Raw genomic sequence first — 16,593 nt, forward strand, 5'->3', positions numbered from 1 at the left:
GCTGACGCTCATCGGGCCATTCCTGCTCCGGTCGGCCGAAACGACGGCACCCATCGCCTACGATCGCCGGCTGGTGATCCTGTCTCCGCACAACGAGCGCATTCGCGCGGAGATCGGCCATGCGTTCGCCCGGGCCTGGAAGGCCCGGACCGGAGAAGCACTGTATATCGACTGGCGCATTCCGGGCGGCTCCTCGGAAATCGCGCTGTTCCTCAAATCGGAGTTCGCCGGTGCCTTCCAGTATGAATGGGAAAGCCGGCTCGGCAGAGGCTGGACGCAGGAGGTGGCGGCCGCGTTCGCAAATCCCAAACTGCGGGACGAGTCCGGCGCCGGGGCGGAAGCGCGGCGAACCTTTCTGGCCTCATCGGTGGGGATCGGCGTCGACGTGTTGTTCGGCGGCGGTTCCTACGACTTCCAGCAGCATGCCGATGCCGGCTATCTGGTCGCCCATGGCGCGGACGGAAGACATGGCCTGACCGCGGTGATGGCCGACCACCCCGACTGGTTCGAGGCGGCGGTGATGCCGGAGCAGGTCGGCGGCGAGCCGTTCCGGGACCGTTCGGCACGCTGGATTGGCGTCGTCCTGGCGAGTTTCGGCATCGTCTACAACCGGGACGTGATGCATCGGCTCGGCGTGCTGTCCGAGCCGGCGCAGTGGGCGGATCTCGCCGACCCGTCGCTGCTCGGCCAGGTGGCCCTGTCGGACCCAACCAAAAGCGGCTCGGTCGCCAAGGCCTTCGAACTGATGATCCAGCAGCAGATGCACCAGGCCGTCGCGGCCCTGTCGCGCGAGCCCGGCTCGGCGACCGCTCCGGCCGCGGAGCTGGAAGCCGAGGGCGTGCGGCGGGGCTGGGAAGCCGGACTCCGGATGATCCAGCGCATCAGCGCGAACGCGCGTTATTTCACCGATTCGGCCGCGAAGATTCCGCTGGAGGTGGCACGGGGCGACGCCGCGGCCGGAATGGCGATCGACTCCTATGGCCGCGCCACCGAGGAGTTCGTCCGCCAGGCCGACGGCACTTCGCGCGTGGGCTTCGTGGCACCCCGGGGCGGCACGTCGATCAGCGTGGATTCTATTGCCATGCTGCGCGGGGCCCCCGCCCCGGAACTGGCCACCGCGTTCATGGCCTTCATCCTTTCCCCGGAGGGGCAGAAACTCTGGGCCTTTCGTCCCGGCGCGCCGGGCGGCCCGATCGATACGGCCCTGCGACGGCTGCCGGTGCGCAAGGACTTCTACACCGAGGAAAACCGGCGCTTCATGACCGATCCCGCGGAGCGCCCCTACTCCCTGGGTGAGGTCTTCGTCTATCACCCGGAATGGACCGGCCCGGCCTTTGCCGGGATCCGCTTCCTGATTCGAGTGATGTGCGCGGACACTCACCGGGAAATGAAACGGGCCTGGCAGGCCCTGGTCGCACATGGCTTCCCGGCCCCGGCCGTGGCCACCTTCCATGACCTCAGCCAGGTGAGCTACGACCAGACGGTGGGCCGCATCGCACAAGTGCTGCGGGCCCGCGACCGCGTGCAGGAGGTGCGTCTGGCGCGCGAACTCGGCGATGCGTTCAGGGCGCAATACCGGCGCGCCTACGACCTGGCCGTCAGCGCAGGACCCAAGCCATGAGCAAGACCCTGAGCCGTACCGTATTCGGGGTGATGCTGGTGTTCTTCGCGCTGTTCTTCGTGCTGCCGATCTGGGGCACGCTGCGCAGCGCCTTCATCGATGCGGACGGGCACTTCACGCTCGAGTTCGTGCTGGAAGTATTCCGGAATGCCTTGTACCGGGAGGGGCTCGTCAACTCCTTCATCATTGCTGCCTGGACCACGCTGGGCTGTCTGCTGACGGCCCTGCCGCTCGCGATCGTCTACGTGCGTTTCGATTTTCCGGGAAAGACCCTGCTCAATTCGCTGGTGCTGACGCCGCTGATCCTGCCGCCCTTCGTCGGCGCGCTCGGCATACAGGCCATGCTGGGCCAGGCCGGCGCGCTGAACAGCCTGTTGATGAGTCTCGGCCTGATGAGCCGCGAGCAACCGATGGACTGGCTTGGGAACGGCCAGATGGCCGGCGTCGTCATCATGAACGTGCTGCACCTGTACCCCATCGTCTACCTGAACGCCGCCGCGGCCCTGGCAAACCTCGACCCCGCGCTGGAGGAAGCGGCCTCGAACCTCGGCTGCCCACCGTGGCGACGGTTCTGGCGGATCACGCTGCCGCTGACGATGCCCGGCATCTTCGCCGGCAGCGCGATCGCCTTCATCTGGGCCTTCACCGAGCTCGGCGTGCCGCTGGTGTTCGATTTCGACCGCGTAACCTCGGTGCAAATCTTCAACGCGATCAAGGATCTCAGCAACAACCCCTTCCCCTACGCCCTGGTCGTCGTCTTGCTGTTCTTCTCGACGCTGTTCTACGGGCTCAGCAAACTGGCCTTCGAGCGCAGCGTCGCGACCGGCGGCGGCCGCGCGACGACCGGCCGCGAGACCGTGACGCTGTCGGCACCGCGGGCTTTGCTGTGCACGGCGGCGTTCGCGACCCTGACCGGGCTCGCGCTGATCCCCCACCTCGGCGTGATCCTGCTGTCGTTCGCGCAGGACTGGTACGCGATGATCATTCCCGACACCCTGACCTTGCGTCACTACGAGGAGGCGCTGGGCCACGAACTGACGCTGGGCTCGATCGCGAACAGTCTGAAATACGCCTCGCTGGCGACCCTGCTCGATGTCGTACTCGGCATCGGCGTCGCCTACGTGGTGGTGCGTACGACCCTGCCGGGACGGCAGTTGCTGGATGCGATGGCCATGCTGCCGCTGGCAGTGCCCGGTCTCGTGATGGCCTTCGGTTATCTGGCATTGTCGCGTGAAGGCCAGCCGCTGCATGCGCTCATGTTGGGCGAAGACCCGTTGCTGCTGCTGGTCGTCGCCTACGCGATGCGGCGGCTGCCTTACGTGGTCCGCTCTGCCGCCGCCGGCTTCCAGCAGGTGAATCCCATCCTGGAAGAAGCCGCGCAAAACCTCGGCGCCTCGCCGGAACGCGCGCTGTGGCGCATCACGCTGCCGCTGGTCACGCCGAACCTGATCGCCGGCGCGTTGCTGGCGTTCTCGTTCGCGATGCTCGAAGTCAGCGACTCGATGATCCTGGCCCAGCAGGCGGCGCACTTCCCGATCACCAAGGCCATCTACACGCTCGCCTCCTCGCTGGGCGACGGCCCGGCGCTGGCCGCAGCGCTCGGCGTCTGGTCGATGGTCTTCCTGACGATCACGATGCTCGGCGCCGGCGCCGTGCTGGGCAAGAGACTCGGCGCGCTATTCCGGACCTGAGCCTTCCGTATGTCTCCGATGGGGCTGCACTCGCGTTGACATTCCGGGCGGCGCTGCCCATGCTCCCGCGGCTTGGCGCCCGGCTTAAGCCCTTTTCCTGACACGCTGATTTCCAAGAGGACTGCAATGCGGAGTATCCGGCCTTTCCTGCATGATCTATGGACCCTGCTGAAACCCTACTGGGTGTCCTCCGATCGCTGGCCCGGCCGCATCCTGCTCGGCGTCATCGTCGCGATCAGCCTGTTCCTGGTCTACCTGAACGTGCGCCTGAATACCTGGAACGGTGAGTTCTACAACGCCCTGCAGGACAAGAACGAGGCCGCGTTCTGGAAGCTGCTGATCGAATGGGGCGTGATCGTCTGCATCTACGTCCTGTTCGGCCTGACCCGGATCTATCTGCAGATGTGGCTGCGCATCCGCTGGCGCGAATGGCTGACGCGCCGCTTCATCGACCGCTGGCTGAGCCATCGGGCCTATTACCGGATGCAGTTCGGCAACGGCGTCACCGACAACCCGGACCAGCGCATCGCCGAAGACCTGAAGCTGTTCGTCGACACGACCCTGGATCTCAGTCTCGGATTCCTGAGCCAGTTCGTCACGCTGATATCGTTCGTCGCGATCCTGTGGCAGCTGTCGGGCAGCCTCACATGGAACGGCGTCACCATCCCCGGTTACATGGTCTGGGTGGCGCTGATCTACGCGATCGTCGGCACCTGGCTTACGCACATGATCGGCCGGCGTCTGATCGGCCTGACCTTCGACCAGCAGCGTTACGAAGCGGATTTCCGCTTTGGGCTGGTGCGCTTCCGCGAGAATGCCGAGGCCGTCGCGCTGTACCGCGGCGAGAACGACGAGCGGCGCGGATTCTTCGATAACTTCGGCCATGTCGTGCAGAACTGGCGCCAGTTGATGACCGTGCAGAAGAACGTCTTCGCGATGACGACCTTCTATAGCCTGGCTGCGAACATCTTTCCGGTCATCGTCGCGGCGCCGCGTTACTTTTCCGGCGCGATGCAGCTCGGCGGCATTACCCAGACCGCCGGCGCCTTCGGGCAGGTCCAGGGCGCGCTGAGCTTCTTCGTCGACAGCTACACGGATCTGGCCCAGTGGCGCGCCGTGGTCGAGCGACTGACGACTTTCGAACGCGCGATCGCCGAAATCGAACGGGCCACCCTGGCCGGGGACGGGTTCAAGCAGGAGACACACGCCGACAATGATCTGGAACTCTCGGCGGTGAGCCTGAACCTGCCGGATGGCCGCGCCCTCGTCGACCATGCCGACCTCTGCTTCGCGCGCGGCGAGCGTGTGCTCGTGACCGGCGCGTCGGGATCCGGCAAATCGACGCTGTTCCGGACGCTGGCCGGCATCTGGCCGTTCGGGCACGGCCGGATCACGAAGCCGGAACAGGCCCGCATGCTGTTCCTGCCGCAGCGGGCTTACCTGCCGATCGGCACGCTGGCCGACGTCCTCCGTTATCCGGAAAGCTCACTGGAGGTCAGCGAGGACCGGCTGGCCGAGGCGCTGCGCGCAGTCGGGCTGCCGCATCTGATTCCCGCGCTGGGCGAACACGCGCACTGGGCGCAGCGGCTGTCCGGCGGCGAGCAGCAGCGCATCGCGATCGCGCGCGCACTGGTCATCCAACCGGATTGGCTGTTCCTCGACGAAGCCACGTCCGCGGTGGACGAAGACGCCGAAAGCGAGTTGTACCGCCTGCTGGAGCGCGATCTGCCCGGAGCCAGCATCATCTCGATCGGTCATCGAGCGAGCCTCCGCGCCTACCACAGTCGGGAATTGCGTCTGGCGCGCGATCCGGCGTCCGGTCAGCCCGGACATTTCGTCGACCAGCCACTTCCGGCCGGCGCGCCGGCCTGAGGTAGACACCACTGCGCCGGGCGTTCGGTTCTCGGCGCGGTGGATGTCCGCTCAACATCCATAACCCATCGGTATATCGTTTCGGGTATCTTGTATGCGCTAGTTGTAACTGTCTCCACTCGCTGTGATCACCCGATTACCATACGAGGCAGCGGGCAAAGGACTTCAGGGGCATGATTCCACCGGAACAGCGTGCACGGCAGCAGATCGATCGCTTGTTGGAACAGGCTGGCTGGTTCGTCGGCTCGACCGCCGAGGTGAACATCACCGCTCATCGCGGGATCGCACTGCGCGAGTTCCCGTTGAACACGGGATCCGGCGTCGCCGATTATCTGCTGTACGTCGACGGCAGGGCGGCCGGGATTATCGAGGCCAAGAAGGAGGGCGCCACGCTGACCGGTGTGGAACTGCAATCCGGCCGATATGCCCAGGGACTGCCGAAAGGATTGCCGGCCTGGCAGCGGCCGCTCCCGTTCCTGTACGAATCCACGGGCGTCGAAACCCATTTCACGAACGGTCTCGACCCCGAGCCGCGTGCCCGAGGGGTGTTCGCGTTCCACCGGCCGGAAATCCTGGCCCACTGGCTGTCCGTAGCGGGTGCCTCGAGCGACACGCAGCGCGAAGCCGGCGCCGCTTATACGGGCAGCTTCCTGCACCGCGTCCGCGCCATGCCGCCGCTCGTAACGGAATGGGGCGACTTCAAGCTGTGGCCCGCGCAGATCACCGCCATCCGCAACTTGGAAGCGAGCCTTGCACAGAACAAGCCCCGCGCGCTGATCCAGATGGCGACCGGCAGCGGCAAGACCTTCACCGCCATCGGCTTCATCTACCGGTTGATCAAGTTCGGCGGCGCGCGGCGCGTGCTGTTCCTGGTGGACCGCGGCAACCTGGGACGGCAGACCAAGAAGGAGTTCGACCAGTACGTTTCGCCGGTCAACAACTTCAAATTCGGCGAGGAGTACATCGTCCAGCACCTCACCAGCAATCAGCTCGACCGAACGGCGCGCGTTTGCATTTGCACCATCCAGCGCATGTTCTCGATGCTCAAGGGCCGCGAATTGCCGGAAGACGCCGACGAGATTTCTGTAGGAGCGGCGTTAGCCGCGATCACCGAAGCCGAGCCCATCGACTACAACCCGGCGTTCCCCATCGAGACCTTCGACATCATCGTCACCGACGAAGCACACCGCTCCATCTACAACCTGTGGCGCCAAGTGCTGGAGTACTTCGACGCCTACCTGATCGGTTTGACCGCCACGCCGAACAAGCAGACCTTCGGCTTTTTCAACCAGAACCTGGTTGTGGAGTATGGCCATCCGCAGGCCGTGGCCGACGGCGTGAACGTCAACTACGACGTCTACCGCATCAAGACCGAGGTCACCGAGGCCGGCAGCAAAGTGGAAGCCGGTTACTGGCTGCAGGTACTGGACAAGCCCACCCGCGCCCGGCGCGACTGGCAGCTGGACGACGACTTCGAGTACGCGCCCGAGGAACTGGACCGCAGCGTGCAGACGCCCGACCAGATCCGCAAAGTGGTGCAGACACTGCGCGACCGCTGGCAGAGCGACCTGTTCCCCCAGCGGCAGGAGTTACCCAAGACGCTGGTCTTCGCCAAGGACGACAACCACGCCGAGGCCATCGTCGGCATCCTGCGTGAGGAATTCGGCCGCGGCAACGAGTTCGCGCAGAAGATCACCTACCGCACCACGGGCAGCAAGCCCGAAGAGCTGATCAAGGCCTTCCGCACCAGCTACTACCCGCGCATCGCCGTCACCGTGGACATGATCGCCACCGGTACCGACATCAAGCCGGTGGAGATCGTCGTCTTCATGCGCAGCGTGAAGAGCCGCAGCTTCTTCGAGCAAATGAAGGGCCGCGGTGTGCGGGTGATCAAGGACGATGACCTGCGCGGCGTGAACCCCGGCGAGCACGTGCACAAGGACCACTTCGTCATCGTCGACTGCGTGGGCGTGTGCGAGCGCGACAAGACCGACAGCCGCCCGATGGACCAGAAGAAGAGCGTGAGCCTGGACCAACTGCTGCAAGCAGTGTCCTTGGGCAACGTGGAGCCCGAGGTGCTCTCCAGCGTGGCCGTGCGTCTGGCAAGGCTGGATGCCCTTCTGACCGACGCCGAGCGCGCCAAGGTGGTGACCGAGGCCGGCGGTGTAGGCCTGAAGGACCTGTCGCGAGGCATCGTGCAGGCGCTGGACCCGCGCGAGGACCGCTCGCCGCAGGAGGCGGAGGCCGCGCTGCGCAATTCCGTGAAGCCGCTTTCCAATCCCGCGCTGCGCACGCTGATCCTGACGCTGAAAACAAGCAAGGAACTGGTGATCGACACCGTCACACAGGACCGCGTGCTCGAAGCCGGCTTCTCCGAGGCTGCGCGCGAGCGTGCGCAGGGCATCGTACAGAGCTTCGAGGCCTTCATCGCCGAGCACCGCGACGAGATCACCGCGCTGCAGATCCTCTACAACCGCCCGACCAAAGCGCCGCTGAAGTTCGAAGACCTCAAGGCCCTGGCCGACACACTGCAAGCCCCGCCGCACCTGTGGACCGAAAGCCAGCTGTGGCAGGCCTACGCTGCGCTGGATAAAGCCAAGGTCAAGGGCGCGAGCCGCCGCCGCATCCTGACCGACCTCGTCTCGCTGGTGCGCTACGCGATGCACCAGGAGAACGAGCTGGTGCCCTACCCCGAGAAAGTGATGGCCAACTTCCGAGCCTGGATGGCGCAGCAGGAAACCGAATCCGTTCGCCACGAGCCTGTCGAGGGGTCTCTCGAACGGATTCGGCTACCGCGATTCACCGACGAGCAGCGCTGGTGGCTGGAAAAGATGGCCGAGCACATCGCGAGCAATCTCGGAATCGAGACCGAGGACTTCGGCTACGCGCCGTTCGACCAGCGAGGCGGGCTCGGCCGGGTGCATGAGCTTTTCGGCGTGGACCTTCCCGACGTCATCGCCTCGCTCAACAACGCCCTCGCGGCATAGAATTCGCGGTGGAGATCACCATGACCAGCATCATCGACCAGCACCGCGAAGAAGTAGCCGCTCTGTGTCGCCGCGCCGGCGCGCGTCGACTCGACGTCTTCGGCTCGGCGATTCGCGACGATTTCGACCCGGTCACCAGCGATCTGGATTTCCTGGTGGAGTTCGACGAGCTGCCGCCGAAGGCCTACGCCGATGCCTACTTCACCCTGAAGGAAAGCCTCGAACGGCTTTTCGGGCGGCCTGTGGACCTCATCACCGACGCGAGCGTCGAGAATCCCTATTTCCGCGAGCGAATCAACTCAGAGCGCCAGCCGGTCTATGCACGCTGACGCCCGCAAGCTGCTGTGGGATGCCCAGCAGGCGGCAGAACGCGTCGCTCGCTTCACTCGCGGCAAGACCTTCGACGAGTATCTGGCGGACGAATTGCTTCGCTCGGGCGTGGAGCGCCAGCTCGCCATCATCGGCGAGGCGCTCGGCCAGCTTCGCCGCATCGACCCCGCGATTGCCGGGTCGATCGCCGAATTGCCGCGGGTCGTGGGCTTCCGCAATGTACTGATTCATGCCTATGCCAGCGTCGACAGCCGAATCGTCTGGGGCATCATCGAAACCAACCTCGATCCCCTGCGTGCATCGCTCGGTGCCTTGCTCGCTCAGCCATGACCGACGGTATCGCGCGATGACGCTAACCCCGCCTACCTACGAGTGCCCGACGGTTCATCCACGCGACACCATACGCCACGACAACGACCTGATGCCCTACCCCGAGCGCGGTGCCCCCAGATTCCGCGCCGGGCGCGGTCAGCAGCAACAGACCCGTCATTCCCGCGCAAGCGAGAATCCAGAGCCCTTCACCGACGAGCAGCGCTGGTGGTTAGAGAAGATGGCCGAGCACATCGCCAGCAACTTGGGGCTGGAGGCCGACGATTTCGGCTATGCACCGTTCGATCAGCGCGGCGCACTGGGCCGGGTGCATCAGCTTTTCGGGGCGGAGTTGCCGATGGTGATCGATGAGTTGAATCGGGAGTTGGTGGCGTGAGCGTGGTGGCCGAACCAATCGCGCCTGCGACCCCCGTCGTTCCCCTCACTGAAGCGGTCGAGCTGAACCCCCGGCCTGACCGCGGCTCGCTACCGGATGACATCGACGTCTCCTTCGTCCCAATGGCCGCTGTTGAAGCCGCCACGGGCCGTATGGATACGACCGCCTTCCGCAAGTTCGGCGAGGTGAAGAAGGGCTACACGGTGTTCCGCGAAGGCGACGTGCTCTTCGCGAAGATCACGCCTTGCATGGAGAACGGCAAGATGGCCGTCGCTCAATGGCTCAGGAACGGCGTCGGCTGCGGCTCAACCGAATTCCACGTGCTCCGTCCCAAGCCTGGCGTCGATCCGCACTACGTCTACCACTTTGTGTCGAGCGCGCGCTTTCGGGCAAAGGCCTCGCACCAGATGACCGGCGCGGTTGGACAAAAGCGTGTGCCGGCTGCGTTCCTTGAGCAATCTGAGATTCCGCTGCCCGATCTTGACGAGCAGCGCCGCATCGTCGCCGAACTCGAAAAGCAGTTCTTCCGCCTCGACGAAGCCGTCGCCAACCTCAAGCGCGTCAAGGCCAACCTCAAGCGCTATGTCGACGCATGCCTTCACTCGGCGTTCGATCTCGAAATGCTTGTGCCTAGTCCTGCGATTGCAAAGCTCGGGGAACTCGCTGAGGCGATAGTCGATTGCCCGCACTCCACGCCACGTTGGACATCCGAGGGGTTCATCTGCGTAAGGACAACGGACTTCCTTCCAGGCCGGCTTGATTTGAGCGCGCCGCGCTACGTGTCGCGCGAGACGTTTAATCAACGTAATTCACGACTCGTTCCACGCGCCGGTGACGTCTTGTATAGCCGGGAAGGCGGGATACTTGGCATAGCCTGCGAGGTGCCTATCGGCGTTGATCTCTGCATGGGACAGCGCATGTTGTTGTTTCGAGCAGGCCCGCGGGTGTTGTCTCGCTACGTCATGCACTTGCTCAACTCAAGGCACATCCTTCAGCGAGTCAGGGCACTAATAGGCGGCAGTGCATCGCCGCACTTAAACGTTCGCGATATCCGGGGATTCCCCATCCCGGTTCCAACGCTGAACATCCAGCATCGCATTGTCGCCGAAGTCGACCGCCGCCTCTCCATCGTCCGCGAGGTCGAGGCCGAGGTCGACGCGAACCTGAAGCGCGCGCAGGCGCTGCGACAGGCGGTACTCCAGCGGATGTTTGCGTCCGAGGACGCCAGCGTGATAATGGCCGCGACGTAGGAGACCCCGCCATGAGCACACCGACCATTCCCCTCGCATCGCTGCGCTTCGATGGCGAGCGATTCAACGATCACTCGCTGGACGTGGACTGCGTGGGCGAGCTCGCCAGCTACAAGAGGCTGGTGCTGGAGTGCGCCAAGGAGCTATGGCGCCGCACCCATCCAGAATACGAGCGGCTTCCCAGGGGCTTCGAAGAGCGGCTGGTGCTGCGTTTCTCGGAGGTCACCGAGGGCTCGGCCGTGGTTCCGCTTCGCCGGGTCATCGCGCAGGAGCAGCTGCCGCTCGACTTCGACGACGAATTCGACCATGCGGCCGCACTGATCGACGAGGCGATTGCAGCGGCCGACGGCGATGATCTGTTACCCGCGGAGTTGCCACGGAGCGTGATCCCTCTGTTCAAGGACTTCGGGCGTACCTTGCGTGAGACCGAAACGCTCTTCGTGCAGTCGCGCCATCGCGCTAGCGCGGCCCCCTACACCGCCAGGGCGCGCAAGCGGCTGGCCGAGTGGACGGAGTCAACGTACGAGGATCTCGTCGACACGATCGGCGAAGTCAACATGGCAAACGTCCGCGGCGGCCAGTTCGAGCTGATCGTCCACCGCGATCAAGCACCCGTCAGGGGCAAGTTCAGCGATTCGCAGGAAGCCGAGGTGCTGGCCGCATTGCAGTCGCACACAACCACTCGGCTGCGTGTGCAAGGTTTGGGCGAGTTCACGCAGGCAGAGCGGCAGTTGCGAAGACTGCTCCGCGTCGATTTTGTCGCTGCCGATGCGGCAGCTGAGCCCGCGTTTGTCGACGGTACCAAGCCGATCTGGGAGACGCTGTCGGAACTTGGGGCATCGATGCCGAAGGATGCGTGGGACACCGTCCCTACCGACCTTGGCAAGCGGCTCGATCACTACCTCTACGCCAGTAACGAGGACAAGTGATGCGGACCGTCTTTGGGGACGCGAACTACTGGATCGGCCTGTTCAACCCCAACGACGAACTGCACGATGCGGCGGTCCGTGCTTCGAAGGCTCTCGGGCGGGCACGGATCGTGACATCGGAGATGGTGCTGGCCGAGGTGCTCAACGGCTTGGGCAAGTTCCCCGCGCTGCGTCAGCGAACTGCTACTGCCATCGACGCCATCATGTCCGATCCGAACACCGAGGTCGAACCGCAGTCCTCGCTCCTCTTCCGCGAGGCCCTGGTCTTGTACCGGCAGCACCAGGACAAGGAGTGGGGCCTGACCGACTGCGCGTCGTTCGTCATCATGCGTCGCCGTGGGCTGCTCGAAGCGCTGACCTTCGATCATCACTTCGAGCAAGCACAGTTCGTGGCCCTGATGCGGGACTGAGCGCCGGGCCGCGGGCGGCTGGTGATCGATGGGATGCCGATGAAAAGGCCGCGACGGCGCAGGATCTGGAGACAAATCGTCGATTCCTGGGGCATTGCGCTGTTTAAGCTCACTGACCTGCTGCTTCTCAAACGGACGAGCCTGGATCCTGCCCAAGGTGGGTTCACTCAAACCGAATTTGGGTAGATGGATCGGGACTATCAGCCGCTTTCGGCGATGTTTGCGCGCGCTATCGCGCGGTCGCGGCGACACGCCGCTTCCAATACGCCGTGAAGGCTTCTGCGTCGGCGGGGATATCGGCGGGCTTATCCTTGGCGAACGGCGCGTGAATGCCCTCGACCGCCGACGACGTCTTCGCCGTGACGCGCAGGGCAGCTTTACGGGCCGAAGCGGATTTGAGGTAAGGGTTGGACTGTTTCAGCGTCATGGCGACCATGATACGCGGCCCTCAACGAAAGGAAACGATGAACTCCGCCACTCTAGAGACTCCGGCGGCACTGTCCGCCGCAGCGTGCAGAACCGGCCCTTGACACGATGTTGTTCTCAACGCAGCTTCATTTGTAGCAAAATGCGCTACATGTCGACCCTGGCCCATCAACTCTTCGGACAAACCCGCTCGGCGGTACTGAGCGCCCTGTTGCTGCACCCGGAGTCGTCGCTGCACGTTCGCGAGCTGGCCCGGCTGACCGGGGCGTCGGCCGGCTCCCTGCACCGCGAGTTGCGGCTACTGGCCGACATGGGCCTGCTGCTGCGTCAGGAGGTGGGGCGACAGGTGCACTACCGCGCCAACGTGGCGCACCCGGTGCATGCCGAACTGGCGCAACTGCTGCGCAAGACGGCCGGCCTGGTCGACGTGCTGCGCGAAGCCCTCGAACCGCTCGCAGCCAAGGTGGACCTGGCCTTCGTCTACGGCAGCATGGCCAGCGGCACTGAACGCACAGGCAGCGACATCGACCTGATGGTTTTGGGCCCGGCCAGCTTTGCAGACCTGGCGCGCGCGCTCGCCCCGGTGCAAGCGACGCTGCGACGCGAGGTGAATCCCACGGTGATGTCCCGCGGCGAGTTCGCGCAGCGACTGGCCGCCGGCGACGGCTTTGCGACGAGCGTGGCCCGCGGCGCCAAGCTGTGGCTGAAGGGAGACGAACATGACCTTGCAGAACCTGCTCAAGATCGGCCGGGTGAAGGAGCACCAGCCCACCGCAGCCGAAGTGCAACGCCTGCTGGCGGCCGTCAACCGCAACCTGCAGGACGCCGCGGCCGACAACATCAGCGATGAGACCCGCTTCGATGCGGCCTACAAGGCAGTGATGCAGTGCGCCCTGGTGGCGATGATGGCCGCCGGCTTTCGCCCTGCCGTGAACGAGCCGGGCCATCACCAGACCATGATCCAGTCGCTGCCGCTCACCCTGGGTGTGAGCAACGACGTGTGGGTGGTGCTGGATGCGCTGCGGCGGCAACGCAATGCAAACGACTACACCGGGCATCCCATCACACCGGCCGTGGTGGCCGAGTGCCTGGCGCAGGCCAAGGCGCTGCACAAGGCGCTGCTGGCGCACCTGAATGCCAAGCACCCTGATCTGATGACCCCAAACGCATGAACTCCGCCACCCTCGTCCAGAAACTCTGGAACTACTGCAACGTCCTGCGCGATGACGGGATGAGCTACGGCGACTATGTCGAGCAGCTCACCTACCTGTTGTTCCTGAAGATGGCGGACGAGCGTAGCCGTCCGCCTTATCACCAGCCCAGCCCCATTCCCGCGCCCTACGCCTGGCCCATGCTGCTGGCCAAGGACGGCGACGCGCTGTTCGACCATTATCGCCACACGCTGGAAGAGCTGGGCAGGCAGCCGGGCACGCTGGCGCTGATCTTCGGCAAGGCGCAAAACAAATTCCAGGACCCGGCCAAGCTGCGGCGGGTGATCGTCGACCTGATCGACGGCGAGAACTGGTCGTCGATGGGAGCCGACGTGAAGGGCGACGCCTACGAGGGCCTGCTGGAGCGTAACGCACAGGACATCAAGTCGGGCGCCGGTCAGTACTTCACGCCGCGCGCGCTGATCCAGGCCATGGTGGACTGCATCGCGCCCCGCCCCGGCGAGCTGATCTGCGACCCGGCCTGCGGGACCGGCGGCTTTCTGTTCACCGCGCACCAGTACCTCACGCAGCATTACCCCAACCTCACCCGCGACGAGAAGCGCCACCTCAAGGAAGGCGCCTTCCGCGGCTGGGAGCTGGTGCAGGCCACCGCGCGCGTGTGCGCGATGAACCTGATGCTGCACGGCATCGGCTCGGAGAAGAGCGTGCCGGTCAACGTGGCCGACGCGCTGGCAGCCGACCCCGGCGAGCGCTTCGACGTGGTGCTGGCGAATCCGCCCTTCGGCAAGAAGAGCAGCACGATGATCGTCGGCGAGGACGGCAAGACCTCCACCGAGAAAGACATCGTAGAGCGCGACGACTTCTGGGCCACCACCAGCAACAAGCAGCTCAACTTCGTGCAGCACATCAAGACGCTGCTGAAATCGCATGGCCGCGCCGCGGTGGTGGTGCCCGACAACGTGCTGTTCGAGGGCGGCGCCGGCGAGACCATCCGCCGCAAGCTGATGCACGAGTGCGACGTGCACACCCTGCTCCGCCTTTCTTCGCTACGCGTCCAGCTTCGCTCGAAAGCCCAGGGCGCGCCGTCCCTGGCACGCCCGTTCGCCGGGACGAAAGTCCACCGGACTTTCGTCTCTTTCCGGCTCACCCAACGGGCCTCTTCTCCGCGCAGGGCGTGAAGGCCAACGTGATCTTCTTCGACAAGAAGCCGGCCAGCGAAACGCCGTGGACCAAAAGGCTCTGGATCTACGACCTGCGCACCAACAAGCACTTCACGCTGAAGACCAACCCGCTCAAGCGCGCGGACCTGGACGAGTTCGTGACGCTCTACAACCCGGCCAACCGGCACCAGCGGCAGGCAACCTGGAGTCCTGAACTGGATTCCGGTTCGGAGAACGGAATGACGCCGGACGGCCGCTGGCGCGCCTACGAATACGACGAGTTGGTGGCACGCGACAAGGCGAGCCTGGACATCTTCTGGCTCAAGGATGACAGTCTCGCCGACAGCGACAACCTGCCGCCGCCCGAGGTAATCGCGCAGGAGATCGTGGACGATCTGGAGGCGGCGCTGGAGCAGTTCCGGTTGATTGCAGGTGACTTGGCCGAGAAGCCGGCCTGATCGACGGCTCACCTTCGAACATGGCAGCGGTGCTTGGGCGCCATGCCTGAGGTCCCAGAATCAAGCAAACTTGAGTTTCTTTGATAGATGCTTTCAGACAAAATGCATTCGTCGTGATGAATTGTCTGGTCGCCGTGCTGCAAGTCTCCGACCGGGAAATCGACAACCGTCTGCGCGAACAGAACCCTTGGTGGGTGTCTGGCGCGGGCATCGACCGGGACTACGCCGAGTTCCCCCGCCGCGCGTATCTCCCGCCCTTGGCGCGATTGGTGCGCCAGACAGCGCCGCAACGCGCCGTGCTGCTGTTGGGGCCGCGCCGCGTGGGCAAGACCATCATGGTCTTCCACACGATCGACGCCCTGCTGCGCGACGGGGTCGCCGGACGCGACATCCTCTATATATCGCTCGAGACCCCGAACTATTTCGGCCAAAGCCTGGACAGCCTGGTGCGGCGCTTCCAGCGGGCGTTCGAGCGTACGCCGGGCGCGTCGCTGTACGTGTTCTTCGACGAGATCCCGTACCTCAAGGGTTGGGAGGTGCATCTCAAGTCGCTGGTCGACGCACAGCGTGGCTGCCGCTTCGTCGCCATCGGCTCGGCCGCTGCAGCGCTCAAGCACAAGAGCGCGGAGAGCGGTGCCGGGCGTTTCACAGAGTTCGTGCTGCCGCCGCTGACCTTCTTCGAATATCTGCGCTTCACCGGTGCCGAGGACGACCTCATCGGTAACGACGATGACCGCGACGACGCCTCCCGCTTCAAGGCACTGGACATCGCGGGCTTGAATGAAACCTTCATCCACTACCTGAACTTCGGCGGCTACCCCGAGGCCGTGTTCTCGGAAGCCGTGCGGCGCAACCCGCGCCGCTACATCAAGAACGACATCATCGACAAGGTACTTCTGCGCGACCTGCCCAGCCTGTAGGGCAACCCACAGGGCCTTGCGACCTCGTAAGGCACCCAACGGGATTCAGAACCCCATGACGATCCGGTTGGCTGCTCTCGCAGTGATTCGCGATGCTCATCCCAGCCTGCGGCCTGGGTGATCCAGCCCGGCTGGCCGTTTCCCGACGAGACCACCTCGGTCGTCAACGAAGCCGCCGAAAGCGAGCTGTACCGCCAACTCGAAAGCCACCTGCCCGACACCAGCGTCGCGTCGATCGGCCACCGCGCGAGCCTGCGCGACTACCACGGACGGGAACTCCGACTGGCACGGGACCCGGCGTCGGGTCAACCCGGGCTGTTCATCGACCAAGCGATAGGTGCCGGGGCGAAGGCCTGACCCACCCGCCAGAAACTCCAGGCATTTCCCGCGCAATTCAGCTCTCACCGAACGAGGACGCTAGCCCGCATTTCTCGAAGCGCTCTCGCGGGGCCGGAGACGCCAACTCGCGAAGCATTCGATGGGACCGGAGATCGGACGGTCCGACCAACTCGACAAACGGGTATCACTACCAAGCCCTAAACAACAGTCCGAGACCGGTTTATCCGGTGCCAGTGCCCCTATTCCCCCAGGCGCTGGGTGCCGGAAGGCATCCATAACTGGCTGCTCACCGCGGCGCTACTGCCTGTCCGCATCGGTTGCG

At 64.7% G+C, this 16,593-nt stretch carries 17 protein-coding genes; 16 read left to right on the forward strand and 1 reads right to left on the reverse strand.

Annotated features, from left to right (window positions below):
- Positions 1-73: 73 nt before the first annotated feature.
- The 10 genes from ACW73L_RS20440 to ACW73L_RS20485 all read left to right on the forward strand — a co-directional run bounded on the left by ACW73L_RS20440 (position 74) and on the right by ACW73L_RS20485 (position 11,796).
- A complete protein-coding gene (locus tag ACW73L_RS20440; protein WP_498924413.1) occupies positions 74-1,621 on the forward strand; it encodes an ABC transporter substrate-binding protein in 1,548 nt (515 codons plus the stop codon).
- A complete protein-coding gene (locus ACW73L_RS20445; RefSeq protein ID WP_498924414.1) occupies positions 1,618-3,312 on the forward strand; it encodes an ABC transporter permease in 1,695 nt (564 codons plus the stop codon). Before ACW73L_RS20440 ends, ACW73L_RS20445 begins: the two co-directional genes overlap by 4 nt.
- A 126-nt stretch (positions 3,313-3,438) precedes the next feature.
- Complete coding sequence (locus ACW73L_RS20450; RefSeq protein WP_498924415.1) at positions 3,439-5,184, forward strand: ABC transporter ATP-binding protein/permease; 1,746 nt, start codon at positions 3,439-3,441, stop codon at positions 5,182-5,184.
- Positions 5,185-5,357: 173 nt separating this feature from the next.
- Positions 5,358-8,171: a type I restriction endonuclease subunit R gene (locus ACW73L_RS20455; RefSeq protein WP_498924416.1), complete on the forward strand. Its 2,814-nt coding sequence runs from the start codon at positions 5,358-5,360 to the stop codon at positions 8,169-8,171.
- Positions 8,172-8,191: 20 nt separating this feature from the next.
- The gene (locus ACW73L_RS20460) at positions 8,192-8,500 is read left to right on the forward strand and encodes a nucleotidyltransferase family protein (protein ID WP_498924417.1); all 309 of its coding nucleotides are present in this window, start codon (positions 8,192-8,194) and stop codon (positions 8,498-8,500) included.
- Complete coding sequence (locus ACW73L_RS20465) at positions 8,490-8,831, forward strand: HepT-like ribonuclease domain-containing protein (RefSeq protein ID WP_498924418.1); 342 nt, start codon at positions 8,490-8,492, stop codon at positions 8,829-8,831. Before ACW73L_RS20460 ends, ACW73L_RS20465 begins: the two co-directional genes overlap by 11 nt.
- 16 nt (positions 8,832-8,847) lie before the next feature.
- Positions 8,848-9,207 carry a type I restriction-modification enzyme R subunit C-terminal domain-containing protein gene (locus ACW73L_RS20470; RefSeq protein WP_498924419.1) on the forward strand — a complete coding sequence of 120 codons (360 nt, stop codon included), beginning with the start codon at positions 8,848-8,850 and terminating at the stop codon, positions 9,205-9,207.
- Complete coding sequence (locus tag ACW73L_RS20475; protein ID WP_498924420.1) at positions 9,204-10,457, forward strand: restriction endonuclease subunit S; 1,254 nt, start codon at positions 9,204-9,206, stop codon at positions 10,455-10,457. Before ACW73L_RS20470 ends, ACW73L_RS20475 begins: the two co-directional genes overlap by 4 nt.
- 11 nt (positions 10,458-10,468) lie before the next feature.
- Complete coding sequence (locus ACW73L_RS20480; RefSeq protein ID WP_498924421.1) at positions 10,469-11,386, forward strand: hypothetical protein; 918 nt, start codon at positions 10,469-10,471, stop codon at positions 11,384-11,386.
- Complete coding sequence (locus ACW73L_RS20485; protein ID WP_498924422.1) at positions 11,386-11,796, forward strand: type II toxin-antitoxin system VapC family toxin; 411 nt, start codon at positions 11,386-11,388, stop codon at positions 11,794-11,796. The genes ACW73L_RS20480 and ACW73L_RS20485 overlap by 1 nt, the downstream gene beginning before the upstream one ends.
- Before the next feature lie 229 nt (positions 11,797-12,025).
- On the opposite strand, the gene ACW73L_RS20490 is transcribed toward ACW73L_RS20485, so the two are convergent.
- A complete protein-coding gene (locus ACW73L_RS20490; protein WP_498924423.1) occupies positions 12,026-12,232 on the reverse strand; it encodes a hypothetical protein in 207 nt (68 codons plus the stop codon).
- A gap of 141 nt (positions 12,233-12,373) precedes the next feature.
- Here ACW73L_RS20490 and ACW73L_RS20495 point away from each other — a divergent pair, with 141 nt between their 5' ends.
- The 6 genes from ACW73L_RS20495 (at position 12,374) to ACW73L_RS20520 (ending at position 16,289) form a co-directional block, all read left to right on the forward strand.
- Complete coding sequence (locus ACW73L_RS20495) at positions 12,374-13,072, forward strand: nucleotidyltransferase domain-containing protein (protein WP_498924424.1); 699 nt, start codon at positions 12,374-12,376, stop codon at positions 13,070-13,072.
- A complete protein-coding gene (locus ACW73L_RS20500; RefSeq protein ID WP_498924425.1) occupies positions 13,005-13,394 on the forward strand; it encodes a hypothetical protein in 390 nt (129 codons plus the stop codon). Before ACW73L_RS20495 ends, ACW73L_RS20500 begins: the two co-directional genes overlap by 68 nt.
- Positions 13,391-14,572, forward strand: coding sequence for a type I restriction-modification system subunit M (locus ACW73L_RS20505; protein ID WP_498924426.1), 1,182 nt, complete (start codon positions 13,391-13,393; stop codon positions 14,570-14,572). The genes ACW73L_RS20500 and ACW73L_RS20505 overlap by 4 nt, the downstream gene beginning before the upstream one ends.
- Positions 14,573-14,580: 8 nt before the next feature.
- Positions 14,581-15,012, forward strand: a complete 432-nt coding sequence (locus tag ACW73L_RS20510) for a hypothetical protein (protein WP_498924427.1) — start codon at positions 14,581-14,583, stop codon at positions 15,010-15,012.
- Positions 15,013-15,128: 116 nt separating this feature from the next.
- Entirely contained in the window at positions 15,129-15,932 is an 804-nt protein-coding gene (locus tag ACW73L_RS20515) for an ATP-binding protein (RefSeq protein ID WP_498924428.1), read from the forward strand.
- A 117-nt stretch (positions 15,933-16,049) separates the two neighbouring features.
- Positions 16,050-16,289, forward strand: a complete 240-nt coding sequence (locus tag ACW73L_RS20520) for a hypothetical protein (RefSeq protein ID WP_498924429.1) — start codon at positions 16,050-16,052, stop codon at positions 16,287-16,289.
- Positions 16,290-16,593: the final 304 nt, after the last annotated feature.

It is taken from the genome of Methylolobus aquaticus (assembly GCF_054172105.1).

Bases quoted from the DNA above. Each gene is read 5' to 3' on its own strand.
- ACW73L_RS20505 (WP_498924426.1), top strand. From the start codon at position 13,391: ATGAACTCCGCCACCCTCGTCCAGAAACTCTGGAACTACTGCAACGTC.
- ACW73L_RS20495 (WP_498924424.1), top strand. From the start codon at position 12,374: ATGTCGACCCTGGCCCATCAACTCTTCGGACAAACCCGCTCGGCGGTA.
- ACW73L_RS20465 (WP_498924418.1), top strand. From the start codon at position 8,490: ATGCACGCTGACGCCCGCAAGCTGCTGTGGGATGCCCAGCAGGCGGCA.
- ACW73L_RS20450 (WP_498924415.1), top strand. From the start codon at position 3,439: ATGCGGAGTATCCGGCCTTTCCTGCATGATCTATGGACCCTGCTGAAA.
- ACW73L_RS20470 (WP_498924419.1), top strand. From the start codon at position 8,848: ATGACGCTAACCCCGCCTACCTACGAGTGCCCGACGGTTCATCCACGC.
- ACW73L_RS20485 (WP_498924422.1), top strand. From the start codon at position 11,386: ATGCGGACCGTCTTTGGGGACGCGAACTACTGGATCGGCCTGTTCAAC.
- ACW73L_RS20460 (WP_498924417.1), top strand. From the start codon at position 8,192: ATGACCAGCATCATCGACCAGCACCGCGAAGAAGTAGCCGCTCTGTGT.
- ACW73L_RS20455 (WP_498924416.1), top strand. From the start codon at position 5,358: ATGATTCCACCGGAACAGCGTGCACGGCAGCAGATCGATCGCTTGTTG.
- ACW73L_RS20445 (WP_498924414.1), top strand. From the start codon at position 1,618: ATGAGCAAGACCCTGAGCCGTACCGTATTCGGGGTGATGCTGGTGTTC.
- ACW73L_RS20480 (WP_498924421.1), top strand. From the start codon at position 10,469: ATGAGCACACCGACCATTCCCCTCGCATCGCTGCGCTTCGATGGCGAG.
- ACW73L_RS20490 (WP_498924423.1), bottom strand. From the start codon at position 12,232: ATGGTCGCCATGACGCTGAAACAGTCCAACCCTTACCTCAAATCCGCT.
- ACW73L_RS20515 (WP_498924428.1), top strand. From the start codon at position 15,129: ATGAATTGTCTGGTCGCCGTGCTGCAAGTCTCCGACCGGGAAATCGAC.